A 20,326-nucleotide genomic window follows, 5' to 3' on the forward strand; every position below is an offset into this window, starting at 1 on the left:
TAGGTTGTCTCATACTTTATACTAAATAATAATAATAAATATTATTATTATTTAGTATAAAGTATGAGACAACCTATCTATTAATAATCTTATTATTTGAAAAGGTAGTCTCTCCAAAGCTCTCTCTTCGATTGCTGAAGGATCACAAATTATTGCAAAAGAATACTAATTATTGTACGATATTTTTTCCAAAAAGAAAACAACATGCTAAAAATGCGCATTCAAGCAACTAAAACGATATTGAAAAAAAAAATCATCTCCCCCTAAAAAATCCAAAATTGCATTAATAATAAATAATTTTATTTATATTTTATTGTAAATTGATTAAATTAGTATATAATATTAATTGAGAATAATTATTACTTTGTAATATATATTATCGATTAAAAAGGAGAATATTTTCATGCGAAAAAATTTGTTTTTACACATAATATTAATTTTGGGATTAACGTCTTGTAATCTAAATTCTAAATTACTCAATAATACAGAACAAAAAAAACATAATGAAACAAAAGAAATTGCAAATAATATTCAAGAAAAGCAAAAAACTTTATCCAAAAATTCTAAAAAACAGGAATATGATAATTTAATCGTTCCTAAAAACCCCGAAATACCTTTATTACCACATAATAATGGGGCTGATATCCCCAATAATACTTTAATTGAAAATAATCAAAAAAAAGAGATCAAAAAAGAAGACTTAATCCCATACACTAATGAAGAAAAAGAAGCAGATCAAACAATTAAACGTGTAGAGAGTATCATTACAAAATATGGCGGATTCTCTAAATTAGCTGAAGATATTAATAATATTAAAAAGAGATATGTTTCAATAAAATCTGATTTTCAAGATGTAAGAGAAAAAATTCATGATGAATTAACAACCCTAAAAAAAAATTACAGTATTAATAAAACTAAAATAAAAGAATTAGTACAATTGCAAAATAATTTAAAAATAGATCTTGAACTTGAAAACCTCATAAATGAAATTGATATTGCAACACAAGAGATAGAATCTGCAGCTGTATTTTTCAACAAAGCACAGGAAAGTTTAAAAGAAAGTATTATCAAAAGATTAAAGAATAAAAATAGAGTATCTTACGCAGCATCACAACTATCTAGGAAATCTAAAATTGAAGCAGAGGATGTTTTAAATAAATTCGAGTCTCACGGCTATAAAAAAGTTGAGGCAATGGCAAAAAGCAAAGAAATAGAAAAACTTATTAAAAATGCAAAAACTGTTTTAACAAGTCTTAGTGTTAATCCAAGTAATTATAAAATGAATTTCCATTTCTAAAGGAAGTTGATAGTTTGGCTCTTTGTAGCGCATGGATTGACTTAAATTCTGCGTATAGTAATTTTTTTAGAGAAATTAAAAAAGGAAATAGAACACAAGGATTTCCTAAATATAAAAGCAAGAAAAATAGACAAACCTATAGAACTAATAATCAAAAAAATTCAATAAGAATAGAAAATAATTATATAAAGTTGCCAAAAATAGGATTTGTAAAATTGGCGTTACATAGAAATATTAAGAGCAATGAAGTTATTAAAAATGTAGTAGTAGAAAAAGATATTGATGATAAATATTATATTTCAGTAGCAGTTGAGTGCTTGGATGGTGAACTGCTATTTCTAAATCAAAGATTATAGAAATAGTAGTTCACAGATAGAATGACTAACATTCAGGCCTTAATTGTAAACTCTTTTTAAAAAAATCTACAACCAAGACCTGAGGCCTTTAAGAAATTGAACACCAAATAACCAGAGGATTAATAATGAATAATAATCCCACTGATAACAATCATAGTACAACGAATTCTAAAGAAAATCAATCCTTATTTACAAAATTTTTGATCAAAATTTCAAAGAATACTCCCTTCACCTACCCTTGTGAACTCTCAAACTCTTTCATAAACTCTTCTAGTAAATCTTTTTTATCCGTAAAAACCCTATCTAAAAAGTAACTAGTAAATTTGACATTTTTACCATAAAAATCATAACTTTCCCTATTTTTAAGTTTAAATCTTAGCATCTTTATTGAATTTTCTTTTGTACTGCTTTTATCTATATTAGAGTTCTTAATTCTCTTATATGTTTCTGCAAATCCGAATTGCTTAATTTCCTCTATTTTTAAATCTCCCGACAACACTTTCTTATAAAGCCTTAAATATAAGAATGCCTGACTCCTTGCTATGACGAATTTTTTAAGAAAATCATCGAATTTTTTGTATCCATCAAATTGATAAAGTTTTTTGGTTCTTATTTTATATAAAATTTCCATTAATTCAATTTTATTATTTACTTCACTTACAGTAATTCTTCTTATTTGATTTTTATAACTTTCGTACTCTATTTCATCATCTTTATCACAACTATTTTCAAATTGATTAACACCGGTTCTTCTATTATTTAGAATAATTTCCTTTCGATCCTTCCTAGACATTATTACCTCCCTTTTTTTCAAAAAGTACGTTTAGCGTACTTTTTGAAAAACAAATAGTAAAAGTACGTTTAGCGTACTTTTTGAAAAACAAATAGTAAAAGTACGTTTAGCGTACTTTTACTATTTTTTCCAAAGCTTCCTGAGCCTCTTTATAATACATTGCCTCAACATCGGGTTCTTTTAGTTCGTTAATTAAGACTTTTATACTGTTAAGGCTATGGATTTTGCCCTTAATAAACATTCCATAATTTTTAAACACCACCTCTTCTACATCTTTAAAAGTGTTTCTATTTTTAATAAATTGATTTTCTACTATTGAAACATCTATTTTTTTATTTTTAAATATATTAACTTCTTCTATTGCATCCATTAACATAGGGAATGCCTCAACAGACCACCTTTCGATTTGAATAGGTATTATAACCTTATCCGTAATATTCAAAGCATTGTATAATAATGGGCCTAAACTAGGGGGTGTATCAATTATTATGTAATCAAAATCGTTATTGTATAAAATTTTTTTTATACAATGCTCCAATAATTGTTCTTTATATCTTTCATCTTCTTGTTCAAATTTACATAGAATTGGGTGAGAAGGAATAATATACATCTCACTATTGATTTTATTTAAATACTTATTTAAATCTAAGTTTTTATACTCTTTAAACATGTAGTATACATTAATCCCTTCAACACCCTTGATATACTCAATAAAATAACTGGTCAAACTATTTTGAGGATCTAAATCAATCAGTAAAACTTTTTTATCAAAATTCTTTAAAATAAAACCAAAAATAATTGCTAATACACTTTTACCAACGCCACCCTTAATAGATGCAATTGTTATTATTTCTGTTTTTTTTCTATCCATTTTTTTATAATTCCTCCATTTGGAAACTTTTTATTGTAAAACTTATACACTTCTCTTTCCAACTTAATTATTAATTCAAGTAAAGATTGATTATACTGTGTTTCTGATTTTTCTTTTTTAATTAAACGAGACATCCCTTTAATATAGCAAGAGACACTTCCTTTACTAAATCTAAATTCCATATAATAAGCCTTTGAAAAGGTATATGATTTTGTAATGCCGTTTTCCTGATATTTTGTTACGATGTTTTGTATTGGCTTTCTGTATCCATAATAAATACCTAAGAATTTATCTTCTCCTTTTAGAGAAAATAAATTAAATTCACTGATTTTTTGCTTATTAAATAATCCTCTAAATGAAATGAAGAATTTATTTTTCTGATTTTTATTGACACCAAATACATATAAATCATTCATTATTCTTGTGTGATATATTTTCCTATCATTGTTATTTTCTATTTTAATAAAAATGCAAGTTTTTTTATTTTTTCTAATCTCTGATTTTTTGGCTTTGAGACGTTTTAATATACTGTTCATAACTAATCCTTAATTGGCATTTTTTTTAAATTCTTTTGATTGTGAATAACATTCATTAAGTTCTATTTCCTTTAAAATCTCATAATAGTAGTGGTTATTAAATACCTTGCCATACTCTAATTTGTTTTGCTTATCTAAATAATTTTTTAATATTGGTATGAAAATTTTAATCTCTATTTTGTTTTTTAATTGCTCGATAAGTATATTGAAGATATTATTTTTAATATTTGTTTTAGATTTTTTCGTATTTGTATTTATATGTTTAAGATTATTTTTTAACTTTACTACTATCTTCTCTAAGTCACAGTATTTATTTTTTTCTATAATGAAGTGTGGTTTGTTTTTATATTGCTTATATATATCTTTGATTTGTATTTCTAATTGTTTATTGTCATAATTTTCGTTTTCTAAGTCATTCTTTATTTCATTTAGTATTCTTCTTAATTCTTTTTGCTTGTTTTTAAGTTTACTTGCTTTTATTAGCTTAATACTATTGGTTTTTCCATATATGTTTTTCTCAATTAAATTTTCAAACCGTTTTAACATTTTGCATACTTCAATTGTATCTTTTTTTTCTAATCTTAAATTTAAAATAGAGTAGAATATATTTGATTTAAAGTTGCATTTTTTAATATATTTTTCGATTTGTAATTTTTCTGTGGAGGTAATATTTTTTTTCTTTTCTTCCTTCTTATTATATATATTATAATAACACTCCTTTTTTTCTACACTGCTATTTTTAATGCAATTCTTTTTAAAATATGAATTAACACGGATTTTATATTTATTCTTTTTTGAATCTTTAAAATGTTTATTAACTATTCGGTAACACTCTTTTTTAGAGTATTTAAGTTTGTAGTAAACTTCAGTACCCATGTTAATACCTAAATGTCTGTAGTAGTTATTAGTTACTTTAAAAACTGTTCCTAGTTTATAAAGATAGTTTTGAAGTGTTTTAATTTTAATTTCTCTTTGACCATTCCTTTTCATATTACTATTAAAGTAATAAAGGAGATCGCTTTGGGTATATTGTTCAAGGGTTGAGTTTATATAATTTAATGTTGATATTAAAACAATTAATTTGTGCTGGTATTTATTGTTAGGAATTTTTGTATTTTTCATTTTTTACCTCTAGGCTTTTGGTGTATAGATTTTATTAATAATCATATTACATGATTATTAATAATAACTCAAAAAATAATAAAAAGTAAACTTGTTCAACAAAAATGATGAAATTTTTTACTGAAACTCAAAAAGTAAAAAAATGTAGTAGGTATATTGTATGACTATTAGAGTGCAAGAAAAAGACCATCAGCAAAAGCTAACGGTCTTTTTCAAGGTGTTGAAAGTTCAGTAATAAATTACGAACTATCAACACTAATAATTATATACTAGTAATTGTAAAATACAAAGTAGTTTGAAAATTTTTTCATATTTTTTTACTATTCAGCCATTCGAAATGTCATTAGATGTTCTTTTGATTTTAGCATTCTAACTAATTTTTCAGCATCAAGCACATCCCCATTAAAGTTATAATAAAAATTATTTATAACTGTACTGTTTTGGCTTTTTTGTAATTTAGTAATTTCTTCTGCAATGATTTTAGCTTCAAGTTTGCGTAGATTTTCATCTATTGGTGCAGGAGTGATTCTTACCAATTCAGGTTGCCCAAACTCACTAGACATTACACCTGAGTTTGGCATATATGTCGGTTTATTTGAAACAAATCGTGCACCACCACGAGCAAGTTTTATTTCTTCGATAGAGCCTGCTGATTTTACTGCTGCAATTCTTTTTAGTATTTCATCTAAAATTTTTTCTGTCTTTTCTAAATTACTAGCTTTTCCGAAATAAAATCCAGTACCTAAGTATCCCGGATCAGCATTTATCTTGTCGACTTCGGCCTGTGCTTTGATTCGTTCATTTTCTAGGTTGGAAAGTTTTTTGTGCCTCTCGGTTTCTATTTTCTTATTTTCCTCAGCTTTAGTAAGTTTGGTAGTTTCTATATCTTTTTTTGTTTTGTACTCTGTTTGTACATCGTGTAATCTTTTTTGAAATTCTTCACCAGATATTTGGCCCTTACTTTGTGCTTGTTTTAGAAATTCTATTTCTTTAGAGTATTCATCATCTAATTCGCTCAATTTTTTTTTTCTCATTGCAATTTCTGCATCAAATTTCTCTTCAAGCTTCTTTAGTTCAATTTCACTTCGTTTTTCAAGTTCTTCTAAATCTTTGTCTCGTTGTTCTTCGATTTTTTTCTTTCGAACATTACCGTAACCAGTTAGAATCCCCCAAAAGAAATCCTCTAATTGCTCAATTAATTCCGCCAAAAATGTACCTAGCTGTCCAAGGTAAGCTGTTGCCACATTTTTCCTCAAATTTCTATATCCCTCGTATGCACCCTGTATTGCATAGTCTATAAAATGACCAACGCCCTCCTCAGCAAGTTTTTCTCCCCCTTGCTTATTCAAAATTTTGCCTGTAAATTCGGTAAATTTATCTAGATTTTCCAAACATTTGTCATATAAGCTTTTTGCAGTATCTTTAGCTTTCTCAGCCATTTGTTTTAGTGTGTTTCTGTTGGTTTCATTTAGCTTGTCGAATTGCGATTTGTGCTCATCTACGAATTTTTTGTACATTGCTTGAATGTCGGATGCCATCTTTTTTTCAGCACTTGCTCTTTCTTTTGCTGGAAGTAGCATTGTTTTCCACTCTAATTCGGTTATTTCTTTTTGCAGAGCTTTTTGAGCCTCGACAAAAGATCGATCTAAAGCGGTTTTTTCAAATTCATTAACCTGCTTTTCAAGTTCGGCTACAATTTTTCTGTTAGACTCGTTTAGAGTTGTGAAACTTTTTTCATATTTTACTACGAACGCTTTGTTCTTTTCATTGATTTCGTCATTCAGTTTCTGTAAAGCGCTTTCTTGATCTGCATGGGGTAGGGTTAATAGTATTTCTCTTTCACGACTTTCTTTTTCTTTTAGTAATTTTTGGTACTCATTCACAAAATCATAATTAGAGTTATTGAATTCGTTTATTGCTTTTTCAACTCCGACTAAAATTTTCTTGTTCTCGTCCGACAACTTATCAAAACTTTTGGAGTATGCATTTAGAAATTCTTGGTTTTTGTTCTTGATGGTTTTTTCAAGCGCCCTTAACGCTTTTTCTCGTTCTTCCCCAGTCTTTGTAAAGATTGTTCTTTGTGCATTGAATATGTCGTCTTGCAGCTTTTGATAGTCTTGTTCCATCTTTTTGTTGAAATCGGTTTTTGCATTTGGATCAAATTTTTTATCTCTTTGGGGTTCGGGACTGGAAGTGTCTTTTTCCTCTTTTTCTTTTTCAGGTTTTTTGGACAATCCTAAAACTTTTTTGAAACCCTCGTACAATTTAACTGTCATATCTATGACTTTTTGGATCAATTTGATAATTGGGTCAAATGCAATCTTGAAGCCTTGTACAAGCTTTCCAGAAACATATACCACAAGCTCTGTAAGTTTGTTGATCAGGTAAATAACCGCAGCGGTGACTTTTGTTAATGGATCCAAAATTCCTTTTATCATAAATTGTTTTACTTTTTCAAATCCAATCATCATTGGCTCTAAAGCTTTCCCAATATCTAAGAAAAGCTTTTCACTCATTTTAGCAGTTTGCTGTTGTGCTTGAGCTAAAGTTTTTGCTTCTTTGGCGGTGTTCCCGTAAAATTTACCACCTTCGCTAGTGGCTTTAGAAAGAGCCTTATTTAGAGCCTCGAACCCTATTTTTCCATCGCTCGCGGCCTTATATAATGCCTCTCCAGCTAAACCGGCTTCTTCTGCTAAAATGTCTGTAATATCAACACCAGCATCACGAAGTGCATACAAATCTTCTAAATTCACTTGGTTACTAGATTCTACACGAGAATATACTTCGGCTAATTTCTCAAGCCCCTCGCTACTTCCACCAGCAGCCTCTCCAAACATTCTAATTCTTTCTTCAACTTCGCTTGCAGTTGCCCCATAAGAAAGCATTGTCTTAGTAGCATTAGTAATAGCATCTCTAGTAAAAAGAGTTTCATCGCCAAAAGCCCTCATGGATTCTGCTAAAGATTTTCCAAGGTCTTCGTTTCCAAGCATGTCAGAAAACGTTGACACTTCTTCGTTGAATTCATCAAGAGCATCCATGGCGCCATCAAAAATTCCACTTATTGTAGAGCCAATTGCTTGTAGAGCCTTTACAGCTATAATAATTGGGGCAAAAGCTGCCAACATTTGGTTGAATGCTTCACCGGTTTTGTTTGCCAAATTCTTTACATTTCCTAAGCCTTTTCCAACACTTTTTAGAACTTTGCCTATACTTTTCATGCCACCAGCTTTAGAATTTACAGAATCAACAGAATCTGCAAGAGATTTGAAGTTTTTACTAGCATTCTGCGAACTTTTGTTTAGCGCTTTCTCTAGATTGGATCCAGATTTAGCAGATTTTTCTAATTTTGACTTCAAATTATCTAGACTTGCAAATTTTTGCTCGGCAATTTTTTTTAGAGTTTCTGCTATTGAGTCCAGCTTTTGATTGTTGCTGATCGACATTGATAGCGGAATTATTATTTCATCAAGTTTCATCTACCTATGCTCTCTCTCTCAAGATTTTTGATGTACAAATTGAGTTCATTCAAAACTAAAACAAACCAGTAATTTTGCTCAAAAAGGCCGCCCCTATTGGGCAAACTGCCAATACTTTTTGAAAGTAAGGCTTGATTTAGTAAATGTAGAATAGCATCCTCATTATATTTGATCCAAGAAAGTTCCTTTTTCATATTCACTATGAATTCTGAATTCACGCGGTCTGCAAAATTCAGAATTTGGTCATAGTGATTTTTTTTTGTAATATAAGCGAATGCAAGCTCTACTTTTTTGAAACACGCTCAACCCTTAGAGTATCTGCCAGGAAATTAATTTCGATTGCAAGACTTGAAAGCATGTCTTGAAACAAGATACCGTCACTTTCAACCATCTCTTTAGTGATAACTTCTCCTTGTTGATTTTCAAGGCCGACAAATTCTACCACATTTTCATCCCAAATTTTTTTTACGAATTGAATTTGAGCGCTTGTTGACTCAATCATAGCATTGGAATTGGTTTTACCATTCTCGCCATTCAATTTTTTGAAAAGTTCGATTTGTCTTGCTTTTATCTTTTCCACAAACCCGTAGTTAATGTCTTTCAAAACCACATATGCTTTCTCTTCTTCTTTGATCTTTTCCTTGCTGTTTCTAATATAGTCTGGGATATAGGGCAACATTACCCTGCCAGTCAAATTAACATTAATTACCATTTTTGTCTCCTAAATCTTTCCTAAATCTTAAAGAACCTTGCATCTTGAATATAGTCGCATGAAAGCGATACTAAGGGTTTTGTCAGAGTAAGCTGGCACTTTAGATCGATTTTTTGATTGTTCAAGTCTTGGCTTGGGTTGTAAGTTGCAATTTGTCCTTCGCCCACCATGAATTTGGTTCTTTGATCTTGATCTGCAATTTGATCTACAAAAAGTACCGTGAACTCGTAATTTGTAGGTAAACTACGTTTTCCAATTTGCCATTGGTTATTATTTTTTGAAATATCTTGTGTTATGAAATGCGATTTTTCTATATATGTATCTAGGATTTCTTCCTTATTAGTTGCGGTTTCTCTAACGGAGTATCCGCTAAACTCAACAGTTTGCTCTGGTATTTTTCCAATTGCTGAGATTGATCCGCAAGTTGTTTTTAGAGTTTCTGTAGCTTTTGTTGAGCTGATGGTGTATGAATACCCTAAGCAATATGTTTTGAAAAGTAGAACATCAATTTCATCAGCATTATCACATGCGGCGGATATTTTTGTCAAAAGATCTTTGTTATAGTAGAAAATGCTGCCTTCTTTTAGATCTAAATCTGATGTAAGTTTTGATTTAGAATCAATCTTTTTCACCCTAAAAATGCATTCGCTAATTGACTTCCATTTGCTAGGCTTTGTTATGTTTGAGCCCAAATCTTTTACAACTAAATTAGTAGGATCTGTTCCAGAAGGTTCATTATTGTTTTTGATGTCTGAACCCTTGAAATTCCACTTGAATTTTTCAATATTGACCGTAACTAGCACTGCGCCAGTCGGCATTCTTAATTTTTCAATTGCCATTTTTACCTCCACGACAATTAATGTAATCAGCGCCATCTATTCTAATTCCCAATGTTGAATCAACCAATGTGACCATTCTTGCATCAGAATTTTCGTCTTCAACCTGGGAATCGTCAATGCTAAAATACTTCAACGAATAATTTAGCATCAGAAACGCCACAATTATATTTGCAATCTCAAGTCCTAAAGTAGGACGCATGCTACACTCCGTGTAAATTATGAACTTTGGACACAAAAGCATCGAATAATTTTTGCAATGATTCAGAATTTCTCCAGTACTTTTTACTGCAAAGACAATTGATGGCAATTCTAAAGTTGAACATGCAAACATTTCAGATTTGTAATATACTTTTGTGGTTGTTTGTTTACAAGTAGTCAAGTAAGTTTTCAAATTTTTTTTAAGATTAATGACAAATTCTTCTATGTACTTCATCTAAGTAATTTTGCAGACTCCCTTACTAAATCGCTTGTCCAGTTTGTATATTGGGTTTTAGGTTTTCTCTTCTTCAGAGATAGCCAAATAGGCACTGCAGCGGATTCTATACCCCTATATGCTGCCCAATTCCTAATTTTTGCTAAGCTTGGACTTGAAGAGTTATTCCCATATGCTTTTCCCGAATCTAGAAATTCAGCAAGAGGGGAGTCTACTTTTATCTTTAGATCTATTCCCAAAGAAGTTTCTTCTAAATCAATCTTTGTTACATTTGATAATCTTCCAGGGACACTTGATTTCAATTGCTCCATGTTTTTTTTAACTTTGAATCCCACAAAGGTTTTTGCATTATCAAATATTGATTTTCTTATTTTTTCTCCAATTTCCATTTGTTTTCCTTTTGATCAACCAATATAAAGAAAAGGACAAGAATCAATACGCGGGAATAGGAAATCAAGTTGAGAGAGTAAATATTTAAATTTACACTCTTTTTGATCTCCTTTACACCTAATATTGAAAACTTCTAAGTAAAGAACATCAAGCAAAATTACAAGCCAATTTTTGTAGGCAGTTCCCATATGGTACAAGGCTAAAATCGATTTTGCATATCTTAAAACCTCGAAAAGTTGTACTTTGGTTTGATCTGGGATACTAATGCTTCCGTCTTCTTTAGTACACGCAATGTGTAAAGATTCTATCCTAGTAAGGTTGATCCACATAATAAGATCGTCAAGTTCACTCATTTGTTAAGTTTACTACTAACTAGGTTTTGTAACTTCAATTTCGACAACTTCTTGCGGTTCAAAGTGAATTATTCCTGCCGATTCCATTGAAGCGTGAATGTAATCTCCGTCTGGGGATGCAAATTTTCTAAAGAATATTTCTGGCAACATTGGAACAAACATAACTTCTCCATTTGGTTCGTACAGTATAGGATTTTTTAGGCCCTTGAAGACAGCAGTTACAACATCATGATCTCTAAAAAGCGCTTCTTTTACTGTTACATATTGAGGCTCACTGTACAACTCTAGTAAAAGATGTGCATAATTATGGGGAACTAAAAGGTGATATTTCCCATCAAGTTTTTCTTTGTACTTTTCTGATTCCCGTTTTGCAAGTGCTACTTTTTCATACAAAGTAAATCCATTAGTAAGTGTTTCAACAGAAATTTTACTCCTTCCTTTCAAATTTGCGATACCTTCCATATTAATGTTTTTTTTACCAAAAATAACAGAATGGTATGCATCTTTCATAAGGCCAAGCTCTAGATTAGCTTTTACTTCGTCTTCAGTTATAGTTCCGCGCATGAGGTCTTTTAGAGAAATCCGTTGTACTGTATCAAATACGTGCATCTTGTAAGCCATTTCTTTGAAGAAAATGCTACTTCTTCCAATTTCATTACTATGATCACCAAAAGTGGCTGTGACATTGTGCTCAACTGTTGCTTTTTTGACAATGTAATATCCCTGCCTTAGATCATTTCTATTGATTACTTTGTAAGGCATAAGCTCTTCAAGACCATTTTTTGCAAGCTGTAATATATCTCCGCTGTAACTACCACTTGAATCTACAAAAATACTTCTACTCAAAATTTTCCTCCTATTATCTCATAATTTTTTAGGGTCTACGTAAATTTTCTACTGCCACTGGATTCATACTCTGGACCAATGTTTACATCAAGCAAAACAATTTTACTATTTTGTTCAAGACTAACATCTTTAATTCTGCCAACTTGAACACCCCCTTTGCCGTCTTTCACAAGTTTTCCTGCCTTCAAAAAAACATAGTCGCCAATTTTGGGAGTTGTAAAGGCATTATCTAACGTAACCGTTACTTCACCAGCACGTCTTACTGGAATTAGTTCACCCGGAGAGTAATTTTCATCTTCCAATAAAGATATACGCTCTTTTTTTAATGCAAATCCCCGAATATGGCCAACTCCAGCTGTTGCAGTTGCAGCTTTTACTAACACTTCTCCCATTTCGCTTGATCTACTTGAGTAAACTGGGTCTCCAGGTCTAATCGGTGTGGACTCAACATCAACTATTGCAGTTTCAGTTTGATGGACACATGCTTTGTGGTCAACTCCCAAAACGAATTTTTTACAAATTTTTGTGAAATCGAAATCTGGCATTTACATCCTCCTTGAAGCATATAATTCGTTTTTGTATCTTTGTGCCAATGTATTATTGATTATTTGGCCTGCGAATCGATTTCTTGCATTTACCATTTGTTTGAATGCTGTAAGTTCTTGTACTAGCAAGCTTATGTTGTCGATTTGCGCATCAAGATCGCCTTCTTCGTCAATCCTAAAATTAATGTTGTACTTTTTTTTCATTGCATCCAAAAATGCAAGCTTAGCGTCTTTTACGCTCAAAGCGTTTGCAAAAGGCGGAGTAATTTCATACTGCTCACAAGCTTTTTCAAGATTCGTCAAAACTTTGGAATCTTTGAATGCGTTGGCCTCAGCTTGTCTTTCAGCTTGTTTTCTAGCCTTGGTAAAGTTACTTTCAGCCTCAGCGAGTCGCTTTTCAAAATCTTCTCGTGATATCATGTTCGGCAATTTTTTTGCATCAGACACTAATTTTTCATATTCTTCTGAAGATATTGTTACTAGTTCTTTGTCGTTTTTAGGCAAAGATTCAGAAATTGCAACAGCATCTTCACTTGATTGTTCTTGCATATAACCTCCTTCTTTTTTTAAAAAAATTTCTTTCTAAATTATTTGCAAGTACTGATTCATTTCGTTTTGTATTTTTAGATACAAATCATTATTTTCCATCTCTTTAGCTTTAATTAAAAGTTCTACGTAAGTTGCTAAAGTTTTTGCGTGTTTTTCATCAATTTCAGCTTGTTCTTTTTGGCTAATTGGCTTAACTGGTTTATAGCACCAGTTCGATTCTAATCCAAACTTGAAAAGCACCGCATTGATGAATGGTGTTACCATTAGTTTGCATATCTGCTCAATGTTTAGGTAAAAAATATCATAGTTACCAATACTGCCTTCTCCAGACGGAGATATTGGGTATAGTATTTCTTTTGGAATTCCAGAATGAAGTGTTATGTCTGATACAATGATTTCAAAAGCATCTCTTAGTGGACTTACAGATCTTGTAACATTAGCAATATCATCTTCTCTTCCGAGTATCATCATTTTGTGGTTACTATCAAGAACCCCCTCAATATTTTTTTTGACTTCAGCCAGATCATATGCAGTCATATCCTTGACTGATGGTAGTGTTGCTGATTTTAGAAACGTGAAGTTGTTAACTCGTAAAAAGCCTACTGTTTCATTGAGCAGTGTATTCATAATATTGCTGCTTTTTTTTAGAGACTCGAAATTTAGGAAAGACGACTTCATACCGATGATTCTACTTTCATGGATATTTTTTAGAAAATAAGAACCTTGATCAAGGACTTCACCAAAGTTATAGCAAAGGCATGGAAATCCTTTTTTTAGTGGTTTTTGCGGATCATCGGAGTCTGGAACCACTATGTAAAAATGGCTTTCTCCAGATAAGATTGCCGTATAGACCATTTTTTTGATCACAGCTCTAAAGTTATTATCAAATAATATTGAAAGTCCATCACCAACTTTATGCTCAATGTCTCTGGAAGATGCAAAACCCGCGTAAATTTCGGCTACTTGGTGGGCAAGTCTTAATTGGTCTTGATGTGGTGTGTATTCGCTTACTGGAAATAGTTTAGTTTCTTTGTTTTTTTTGAAAAATTTCATTCTAAACATTTTTGATTCCTTTAGTTAAAAATAGATGCAGCGTTGAGAAATGCCGGGATGTACGTCAAATCTTTTTGCATAACAAAATTTGTAACTTCGCTGTCTTCTGCACTAGATTCATCATAGTAATATTCAGTTTCGTTGAACTCTGAAATTACATCATTTGTTTCGGGTATGTTTACTACACTAAGATTAGCCGGTATCAAATAATCCGAGAGTGAATACAAATTTCGTTTTTTTGCAAGCAAAGTGCCTCTACCAAAACGAGAGAATACATATTTGAGTTCTTCTCTAGCAGCCGGAAGAACAAAAGTGCCCTTGAAATTGTTAATTTCAGCTTGATAATCAGCTTTTGATAGTAACACTTTGCTACATGCGTTTGTAACAATTACAACTGGAAGATACGAAATTCTTCCAACAAGAATTTCTAAAAAACAAATTCTATTTCCCTTGATGTGTACCCCTGTGTAGTAGCTGCCATTAGCTCTGGAAATAAGACTGGGTTCACAAACATTGAATTTTTTGATTAATCTTGCAGTGCCGAAATCAAACTCTTCTCCTAAAACTTCAATTCTAAATCCAATGTCATTTCCATGATATGCAAGTTTTTGTTTTTCAAGCCAAGCTTCAACATCACCGCCGTTCAAAAATGGGTTGTCTCGATAGGTACTTTTGATAATACAAACAGCGGGATTGTCTTGATTTGCCAAGTATCTTTTGTATAGCCAATGTGACTTGGGTACCGGATTGCTTGACATATAGATTCTGCCACCTTGTTCTCTCATTGTAGGGATAAGCATTTCTATATCGTCGGAGCTAAACTGATTGGCTTCTTCTAGCCATAAGTCTTTGAAATGCGCATAAGATTTCAAATCTCTTGTGTCGTGGCCTCCTTCGAAAACAAAGGCTCGTTTTTTCCCAAAAATCAAACTTTTACTCTCAATTTTTGCTTTGCTTATATTGAAAAATTTTCTTAAGCCATATATGCTCAAAAGTTCTAAAATTTCTTTGTGTATTGATTGTGTTGTTTTGTTTTTCTTTTTTCTTATTGCAAGTGTATCTCCTCCATCAACGCTAAATTTTCTTTCTAAGTTGACAGTTGCAATATCATAAGTTTTACCAGTTCCTCTACTGGAGTAATATATGAAAATTTCAGCATTAGGTTTTTCTTTATAAGCATTAACGTATATTGGGAGTCGCCTTAGTCTCATAGCTCACCCTTGGTAATAATTTTGTTGATTTCTTCCTCAGTATAAGAACAACTTTTTACAAAACCCGTGCTTGTATTGTTTCCAATGATTAATTTTTCTTTGTTAATAATGTCTAGTACTAAATCTTCAGCTTCACTCATTTCAAAAACTGCAAAAAACATTCTAAATGCATGTAAACTTGTTGCTAGAACATTACTGTTTGAGAATTCAAACATTTTATTGACAAATAGTTTAAGCAAAGCTTGTTTGTTTGCGTTATTTGAATCTTGATTGTATGAAAGAAGTTTTTCCCCTATTAATTTTTTCAAAAGTTTTTGGATTTCTAAATTTTCTAAATTATTCATAACTTTTCTCCTAAAGATCGTATCTGTAAAATGATATGTAACAGGTATTTTTTGGTCTTGTTTCTTTGGAGCCATAGCTTTCACCAGTAGATTCTGGAAACAAAAAAGCTCCAAGATCCATCCACAAATTATCAAAACCAGTGATGAATCTAGTACTGCCTTCAGACCAATAATAGTCCTTATCACGGAAAATATATTTTTCATCATCTACCAATTTACCTTCAAAATTAAGGTTTTTCTTTTCTATGAAGTGGTAATGTTTATCAAAAGTATCTCGTTGTGTGTCTCCTAAGCTTCTAGAATTGCTTGAACCGCAGTGTATTAGGAATCTACCCGACAAATTGGGTGTTGAAGATATTCCTAATACTTTGTATGCATAGCAATTGCTTGGCAAACTTCTACCGTCTGGAATGCAAAACTTGTTTGTGTTCGTGAACGCTTCAATTAATTTATTTCTTGTAAGAATTGATCCTTCTTGCGCGAATTTATCAGTCAAAGCGCCAACAGGTGTTTTTTCTAGAAAAAACAAAATCATATGTTCTAGATATTCACTAAGTGAACCTAAATGTGGCGCACTTTTAGTAATTTCATATTCTTTTCTGTTATCAATGCTTTTTCCATCACATACCGAAAAAGTAAGTTTGTCTTTTAGTACAATTGGTTCTCCAATAGAACCCTCATATCCTAGCGAGTCTGCTTTTTCTGCATTTCTAAATTGAATGCGAGTTTTGGCTTTTTGTAGTTTTTCTTTGATTCTTTCATAATCTTTTTGTGTAATCATTGATTTTACCCCCTACCAATCGTACCTGTAAAATGATATGTAACAGGTATTTTTTGGCCTAGTTTCATTACCTCCCATATCCTCTGTTTTGAAAGGGTAATTCCACGGGTATATACCGTCGCCGTAAACTATACCTGTAAGAAAACTGGTTGAGCCACTAGACCAATTAGAATCTCTTCTAATGTAGTAGTAATCATTTATAAGTCGCCCCTTCAGTTTCTTCAAATCGCTTATGTCGATGGGGTGAGAATGTTTTTCCAAAGAATGCTCTTGTGTACCGCCTAAGCTTCTTGAACCATCAGAATCAGTGTAACCACCAGAATCGTAATGTCGTAGGAATCTACCCGACAAATTGGGTGCATAAGATATTCCAAATTTTTCTTTTACAAAACAACTTTCAGGAAGACTTCTGCCATCTGGAATACAAAATTTTTTAGTATCCTCAAAAGCTTGTACCAGCTTACTTCTTGAGAGTGTTCCTTCTTTGGCAAACTCAGCGGTCAAAAACCCTGGGTAAGTGTTTTCTAAGCACCAGTTAACTAAATGTTCTAGATAATCTTCTAGATTTTCACCAATAGGGGGTTTAGTATTCTTATTTAGGGAGTAATATTTTCTGTTAGTAGTGTCTTGGCCATTGCAAATGGCAAATAATTCTTTGTCTTTGACAACAATGGGTTCGCCAAGTTTGCCAACATAATTTTTTGCTTCTTCCATAGTTCCAACGCCAAATTGGAATTTGATGTTGTCGGCTTGAAGTCTTTTTTTGATTTCTTCAAAGTCTTCATCACTTATCATTTAAGCGGCCTCCTGTTTGTCTTTAGTATTTTCTGAATAAGTGCTACTATCAATTATTCTTCCTTTTGAATCTGATAGATCAAGAGCAAGTGTGTTTTTTAAAAAAGTGTCTTGAATGATTAAGTCAAAAGAATGATTTTCAAGTCCGACTTTGTTTTCGACAAAAACATTATTGTTTAGTCTTGCGATAGTAATGCCAACTAAGTGAAGTGCTGTACCTTTGTTTTTACTGAGCTGAGAATCTAGTATTTTTACGCTTGAGAAATTCGAAAGTTTTAGTGCATTGTTGTTGTTTTCAAAAGAACTTTCCCTGATCATAATGTTGTATCCGCTTGCAACCGATTCTTTTTTGCTGCTTTTGATGTTGGTGTTGACGAGCGTAATATTTTTAGCGTCACTGATTTCGAAACCTTGGTTTGCAGAGTCAAAATCAACATCTTCTAGCAGGATTTTTTTTACTTTTTTCAAATACAGTGCATTGTTTAGAGCACAACGAAATGTGACATCTTTGATGTACACAAAATTTGCATCTGTAACATAGACTGATGATCTGGCATTTTCTTTTACTGAATATGAAGAGCAGAAGACTACATCATGGGGATGTGTAAAGCTTTTGTCTTCTAGGTACATTGACAATTCTTCTTGATTTAGAGTGCCTCCGTTAATGTAGAGCTCGCTTAATGGCTGCTGGCATATGCTAATCCCGGAAAGCTTGAATGATTTTTCTGATGTAAAAATATGTTTTGAAAACCCCGTACTTCTTATTGTCACTTCGTCTTTGCCTTGGATTTCCAAATTGTTTAGGTTTACTTGATCGTAAATGTAAAAATCTCCGTTGAGGAGTTTGATTTTGTTAAGTCCTGCTTGTTTTGCAAATTCAATTGTGGTGTTTAGAGTATCTTCGTCTTTGAATCCGTCAGCTTTGAACTGGAAAGTTTCAGCGCCATTGTAATTAAACGGTGCAATAACAACTTTGTTGACCCCAGACAAGTAGTCGCTTACTGATATTTTAGTTGAAGTTGTAAGGTATTCATAATGAGTGTAGTCACCCCAGGTGATTCCTTCGTATTCGTAAAGCTTGATATCTAGATCAAAGTTAGTAATTTTTTTTGAAAGTATAAGGAAAAAATGATCAATCCCAATATTGTCAAGTCTAAGTTTGACAAAATCGGTTATGTTTAGATTTTGCATTGACCTAAAATTAACAATAGTGTGTCCTTTGACACGTAAGTTTGTTAGGAATTCAAAAAGTCTTACTGCGGATTCTTCGGAAAAAATGAACCTGGTTGTGTATTCAAACTTTTTAGAGTAAAAATCATCAGCATTGTCAGTTTGAATTACATTTTGAGCTATTGTGTAGAAAACGTCTCCGTAGATATCAAAGTGGTAAATATATTTGGAGCCTTGACTACTAGAAGTGTTTCTAAACCAAAGTTTAGCCTTTGTTGGAAAATATTCTTTATTTTCAAGCTTGATGGAGGAGTCGGCACTAAACCTTGCTTCAAGGTTATGAGTTGAGATTATTGCTAAATGTTCATTTATGGCGTAGTGGTCGTGCCAAACTTCACGCCTTTTGAAGTCCCATTTGTAAACTGTGTCTAGCCAACTAGGGTCGTATTCTTGAAAAACACTGCTGCCGACTTTGTCTGCAAAGTCGGGGTACACTACGCCTTTTTGAAGAACTGCAACGTAAAGTTTGCCATCATTACCAGCAACATTGATTGGTGCTGAGTAGAGTGGTCGTTTTTTGGATATTGATTCTTCTTTGCTTTGGAATTTGCCTTCTCTCCAAATAACTTTAGTTGAATCGTAGCTACTGGAGCTACTTTTTGACATAACATAACTTTCGGCATCTATGGTACAAATTTCAATTTCTCTGTTGATTACTTCACTTTTCCAAATTGGAAGAATTTTTAGTTTACCAATTGGAGAGAAAGTGTATGCGTATCCAAATTCGTAAAGCAAGGCTTGTAAAATAGTTTCTACATTTTCTCCACAATCAATGATTACAGCGGGGACTTTGTCAAGTATTGCTTCGCTAGCATCATCATCAATAAGGTCTTTCAGTTTAGTTTTTCCTATTATTAGGTGGACAAGTGAGAGCTCTTTTGCCAAAGGATTGTATACGAAAAGCCAGTCTGGTGAAAAATTGATTGGGAATTGAACTGGATTTTCGAATGCAATCTTTAGTAGGCTAGAGTAGTCATTGACCGTGAACGATACACTTTTGGTGCTATTGAACAAATCTCTGCTGAAAAATTTTTCTAAAATTCCTGTAAATACGGGGTTTTTGTTGTCGCTTACTTTTACGAAAATATCTTCGTTTCTGAAAAATAAGAAATTCAAAAAATCTTCTGATAGGCCACTTACGCTGAAGCTGAAATTGCTTGATGCTGTTTTTAAGCTTGGGTCTACTATTTTTTCTTCTAATACAATGCTTGAAATATCTACAAAAGGGGTAAGTTCAAAAATTTGACCTTCATCCGTGTAGAATACAATGTCAAACCCCAAAGAAGTACAATCTTGTGTTGTATCTTCTTTGGCACTTGATATTTCTGGATTTTGGCCAGTAATTTCTGGACTTTCCAAGTCAATTCCTTGGACTGTATTATCTTGTTCTTCCAATTTACCGCACCTTATCTTCTGCTATATTTTTTGTAGCAATCGAATACAATAGGTTCAGTTTTTTCTATGTATCGCTTATAGTATGCGATTCGATTTTTTAACATATTGGTGTCATCAGGTTCATTTTCATCGTCAACCGCAGGATTAAAATTTTCAAAAATGGGAAACTTTTCACCAGCATAGTACTTGTTAGCATAGGCTTTTACAGACAAAAGCCAAACATTCAAAGAAGTTGCGTATCTAAAAAGTTCTGCCTCATCAGAAATTAGGCTTGAAATATCTTCTTTGTTTGTTAATGTTGGGTTTTTAGGAAGCGATGGTATTGATTCACAAGAAAGTAGTAGTAAGAGTACCCAAAAAATACCTATGAAACTAATTTTTGTTTTGAATTTTTGCATT

General features: G+C 32.1%; 21 protein-coding genes and 2 pseudogenes. 2 read left to right on the top strand and 21 right to left on the bottom strand.

Going from position 1 to position 20,326, the window contains the following annotated elements:
* Positions 1-403 precede the first annotated feature (403 nt).
* Together HNP63_RS05565 and HNP63_RS05570 are read left to right on the top strand one after the other, a co-directional pair.
* Positions 404-1,234 (top strand): annotated as a pseudogene (locus tag HNP63_RS05565) (P12 family lipoprotein); the annotation flags it as partial.
* 15 nt (positions 1,235-1,249) lie between these two features.
* Positions 1,250-1,620: pseudogene (locus HNP63_RS05570) on the top strand (RNA-guided endonuclease InsQ/TnpB family protein); the annotation flags it as partial.
* A 265-nt stretch (positions 1,621-1,885) separates the two neighbouring features.
* Here the strand turns inward: HNP63_RS05570 and HNP63_RS05575 are convergent.
* The 21 genes from HNP63_RS05575 to HNP63_RS05675 all read right to left on the bottom strand — a co-directional run bounded on the left by HNP63_RS05575 (position 1,886) and on the right by HNP63_RS05675 (position 20,325).
* The gene (locus HNP63_RS05575) at positions 1,886-2,446 is read right to left on the bottom strand and encodes a chromosome replication/partitioning protein (RefSeq protein ID WP_012615065.1); all 561 of its coding nucleotides are present in this window, start codon (positions 2,444-2,446) and stop codon (positions 1,886-1,888) included.
* Positions 2,447-2,552: 106 nt separating this feature from the next.
* Positions 2,553-3,317, bottom strand: coding sequence for a ParA family protein (locus tag HNP63_RS05580; RefSeq protein ID WP_183227447.1), 765 nt, complete (start codon positions 3,315-3,317; stop codon positions 2,553-2,555).
* Entirely contained in the window at positions 3,293-3,853 is a 561-nt protein-coding gene (locus HNP63_RS05585; protein ID WP_012615090.1) for a DUF226 domain-containing protein, read from the bottom strand. The genes HNP63_RS05580 and HNP63_RS05585 overlap by 25 nt, the downstream gene beginning before the upstream one ends.
* A 9-nt stretch (positions 3,854-3,862) precedes the next feature.
* Complete coding sequence (locus HNP63_RS05590) at positions 3,863-4,975, bottom strand: plasmid maintenance protein (protein WP_048830785.1); 1,113 nt, start codon at positions 4,973-4,975, stop codon at positions 3,863-3,865.
* A gap of 320 nt (positions 4,976-5,295) precedes the next feature.
* Positions 5,296-8,451 (bottom strand): tape measure protein, encoded by a 3,156-nt coding sequence (locus HNP63_RS05595; RefSeq protein WP_183227449.1) that lies wholly within the window; start codon positions 8,449-8,451, stop codon positions 5,296-5,298.
* Positions 8,448-8,645, bottom strand: coding sequence for a hypothetical protein (locus HNP63_RS05600; protein ID WP_183227451.1), 198 nt, complete (start codon positions 8,643-8,645; stop codon positions 8,448-8,450). Before HNP63_RS05600 ends, HNP63_RS05595 begins: the two co-directional genes overlap by 4 nt.
* 89 nt (positions 8,646-8,734) lie before the next feature.
* Positions 8,735-9,163 (bottom strand): hypothetical protein, encoded by a 429-nt coding sequence (locus HNP63_RS05605; protein ID WP_011704033.1) that lies wholly within the window; start codon positions 9,161-9,163, stop codon positions 8,735-8,737.
* A gap of 20 nt (positions 9,164-9,183) precedes the next feature.
* The gene (locus tag HNP63_RS05610) at positions 9,184-10,002 is read right to left on the bottom strand and encodes a hypothetical protein (protein WP_011704032.1); all 819 of its coding nucleotides are present in this window, start codon (positions 10,000-10,002) and stop codon (positions 9,184-9,186) included.
* Positions 9,992-10,435, bottom strand: coding sequence for a hypothetical protein (locus HNP63_RS05615; RefSeq protein ID WP_073999361.1), 444 nt, complete (start codon positions 10,433-10,435; stop codon positions 9,992-9,994). The genes HNP63_RS05610 and HNP63_RS05615 overlap by 11 nt, the downstream gene beginning before the upstream one ends.
* Positions 10,432-10,824 (bottom strand): hypothetical protein, encoded by a 393-nt coding sequence (locus HNP63_RS05620; protein ID WP_183227453.1) that lies wholly within the window; start codon positions 10,822-10,824, stop codon positions 10,432-10,434. The genes HNP63_RS05615 and HNP63_RS05620 overlap by 4 nt, the downstream gene beginning before the upstream one ends.
* A 15-nt stretch (positions 10,825-10,839) precedes the next feature.
* Complete coding sequence (locus HNP63_RS05625) at positions 10,840-11,178, bottom strand: hypothetical protein (protein ID WP_183227455.1); 339 nt, start codon at positions 11,176-11,178, stop codon at positions 10,840-10,842.
* A gap of 15 nt (positions 11,179-11,193) precedes the next feature.
* Complete coding sequence (locus HNP63_RS05630; RefSeq protein ID WP_183227457.1) at positions 11,194-12,024, bottom strand: hypothetical protein; 831 nt, start codon at positions 12,022-12,024, stop codon at positions 11,194-11,196.
* Between the two features lie 35 nt (positions 12,025-12,059).
* A complete protein-coding gene (locus HNP63_RS05635) occupies positions 12,060-12,569 on the bottom strand; it encodes a structural cement protein Gp24 (protein ID WP_183227459.1) in 510 nt (169 codons plus the stop codon).
* Positions 12,570-13,118 carry a hypothetical protein gene (locus HNP63_RS05640; protein WP_048830792.1) on the bottom strand — a complete coding sequence of 183 codons (549 nt, stop codon included), beginning with the start codon at positions 13,116-13,118 and terminating at the stop codon, positions 12,570-12,572.
* A 33-nt stretch (positions 13,119-13,151) separates the two neighbouring features.
* On the bottom strand, positions 13,152-14,180 hold the full coding sequence (locus tag HNP63_RS05645) for an anti-CBASS protein Acb1 family protein (RefSeq protein WP_183227461.1): 1,029 nt from the start codon (positions 14,178-14,180) through the stop codon (positions 13,152-13,154).
* A gap of 11 nt (positions 14,181-14,191) precedes the next feature.
* Complete coding sequence (locus tag HNP63_RS05650; protein ID WP_048830794.1) at positions 14,192-15,382, bottom strand: PBSX family phage terminase large subunit; 1,191 nt, start codon at positions 15,380-15,382, stop codon at positions 14,192-14,194.
* Positions 15,379-15,726 (bottom strand): hypothetical protein, encoded by a 348-nt coding sequence (locus HNP63_RS05655; RefSeq protein WP_012615094.1) that lies wholly within the window; start codon positions 15,724-15,726, stop codon positions 15,379-15,381. Before HNP63_RS05655 ends, HNP63_RS05650 begins: the two co-directional genes overlap by 4 nt.
* Before the next feature lie 10 nt (positions 15,727-15,736).
* Positions 15,737-16,507, bottom strand: coding sequence for a hypothetical protein (locus HNP63_RS05660; protein WP_183227463.1), 771 nt, complete (start codon positions 16,505-16,507; stop codon positions 15,737-15,739).
* Positions 16,508-16,519: 12 nt separating this feature from the next.
* On the bottom strand, positions 16,520-17,302 hold the full coding sequence (locus tag HNP63_RS05665) for a hypothetical protein (RefSeq protein ID WP_183227465.1): 783 nt from the start codon (positions 17,300-17,302) through the stop codon (positions 16,520-16,522).
* The gene (locus HNP63_RS05670; RefSeq protein WP_183227467.1) at positions 17,303-19,927 is read right to left on the bottom strand and encodes a right-handed parallel beta-helix repeat-containing protein; all 2,625 of its coding nucleotides are present in this window, start codon (positions 19,925-19,927) and stop codon (positions 17,303-17,305) included.
* 11 nt (positions 19,928-19,938) lie between these two features.
* The gene (locus tag HNP63_RS05675) at positions 19,939-20,325 is read right to left on the bottom strand and encodes a BBA14 family lipoprotein (RefSeq protein WP_012615069.1); all 387 of its coding nucleotides are present in this window, start codon (positions 20,323-20,325) and stop codon (positions 19,939-19,941) included.
* Position 20,326 lies beyond the last annotated feature (1 nt).

This window comes from Borreliella afzelii (assembly GCF_014202295.1).
GTDB lineage: Bacteria > Spirochaetota > Spirochaetia > Borreliales > Borreliaceae > Borreliella > Borreliella afzelii.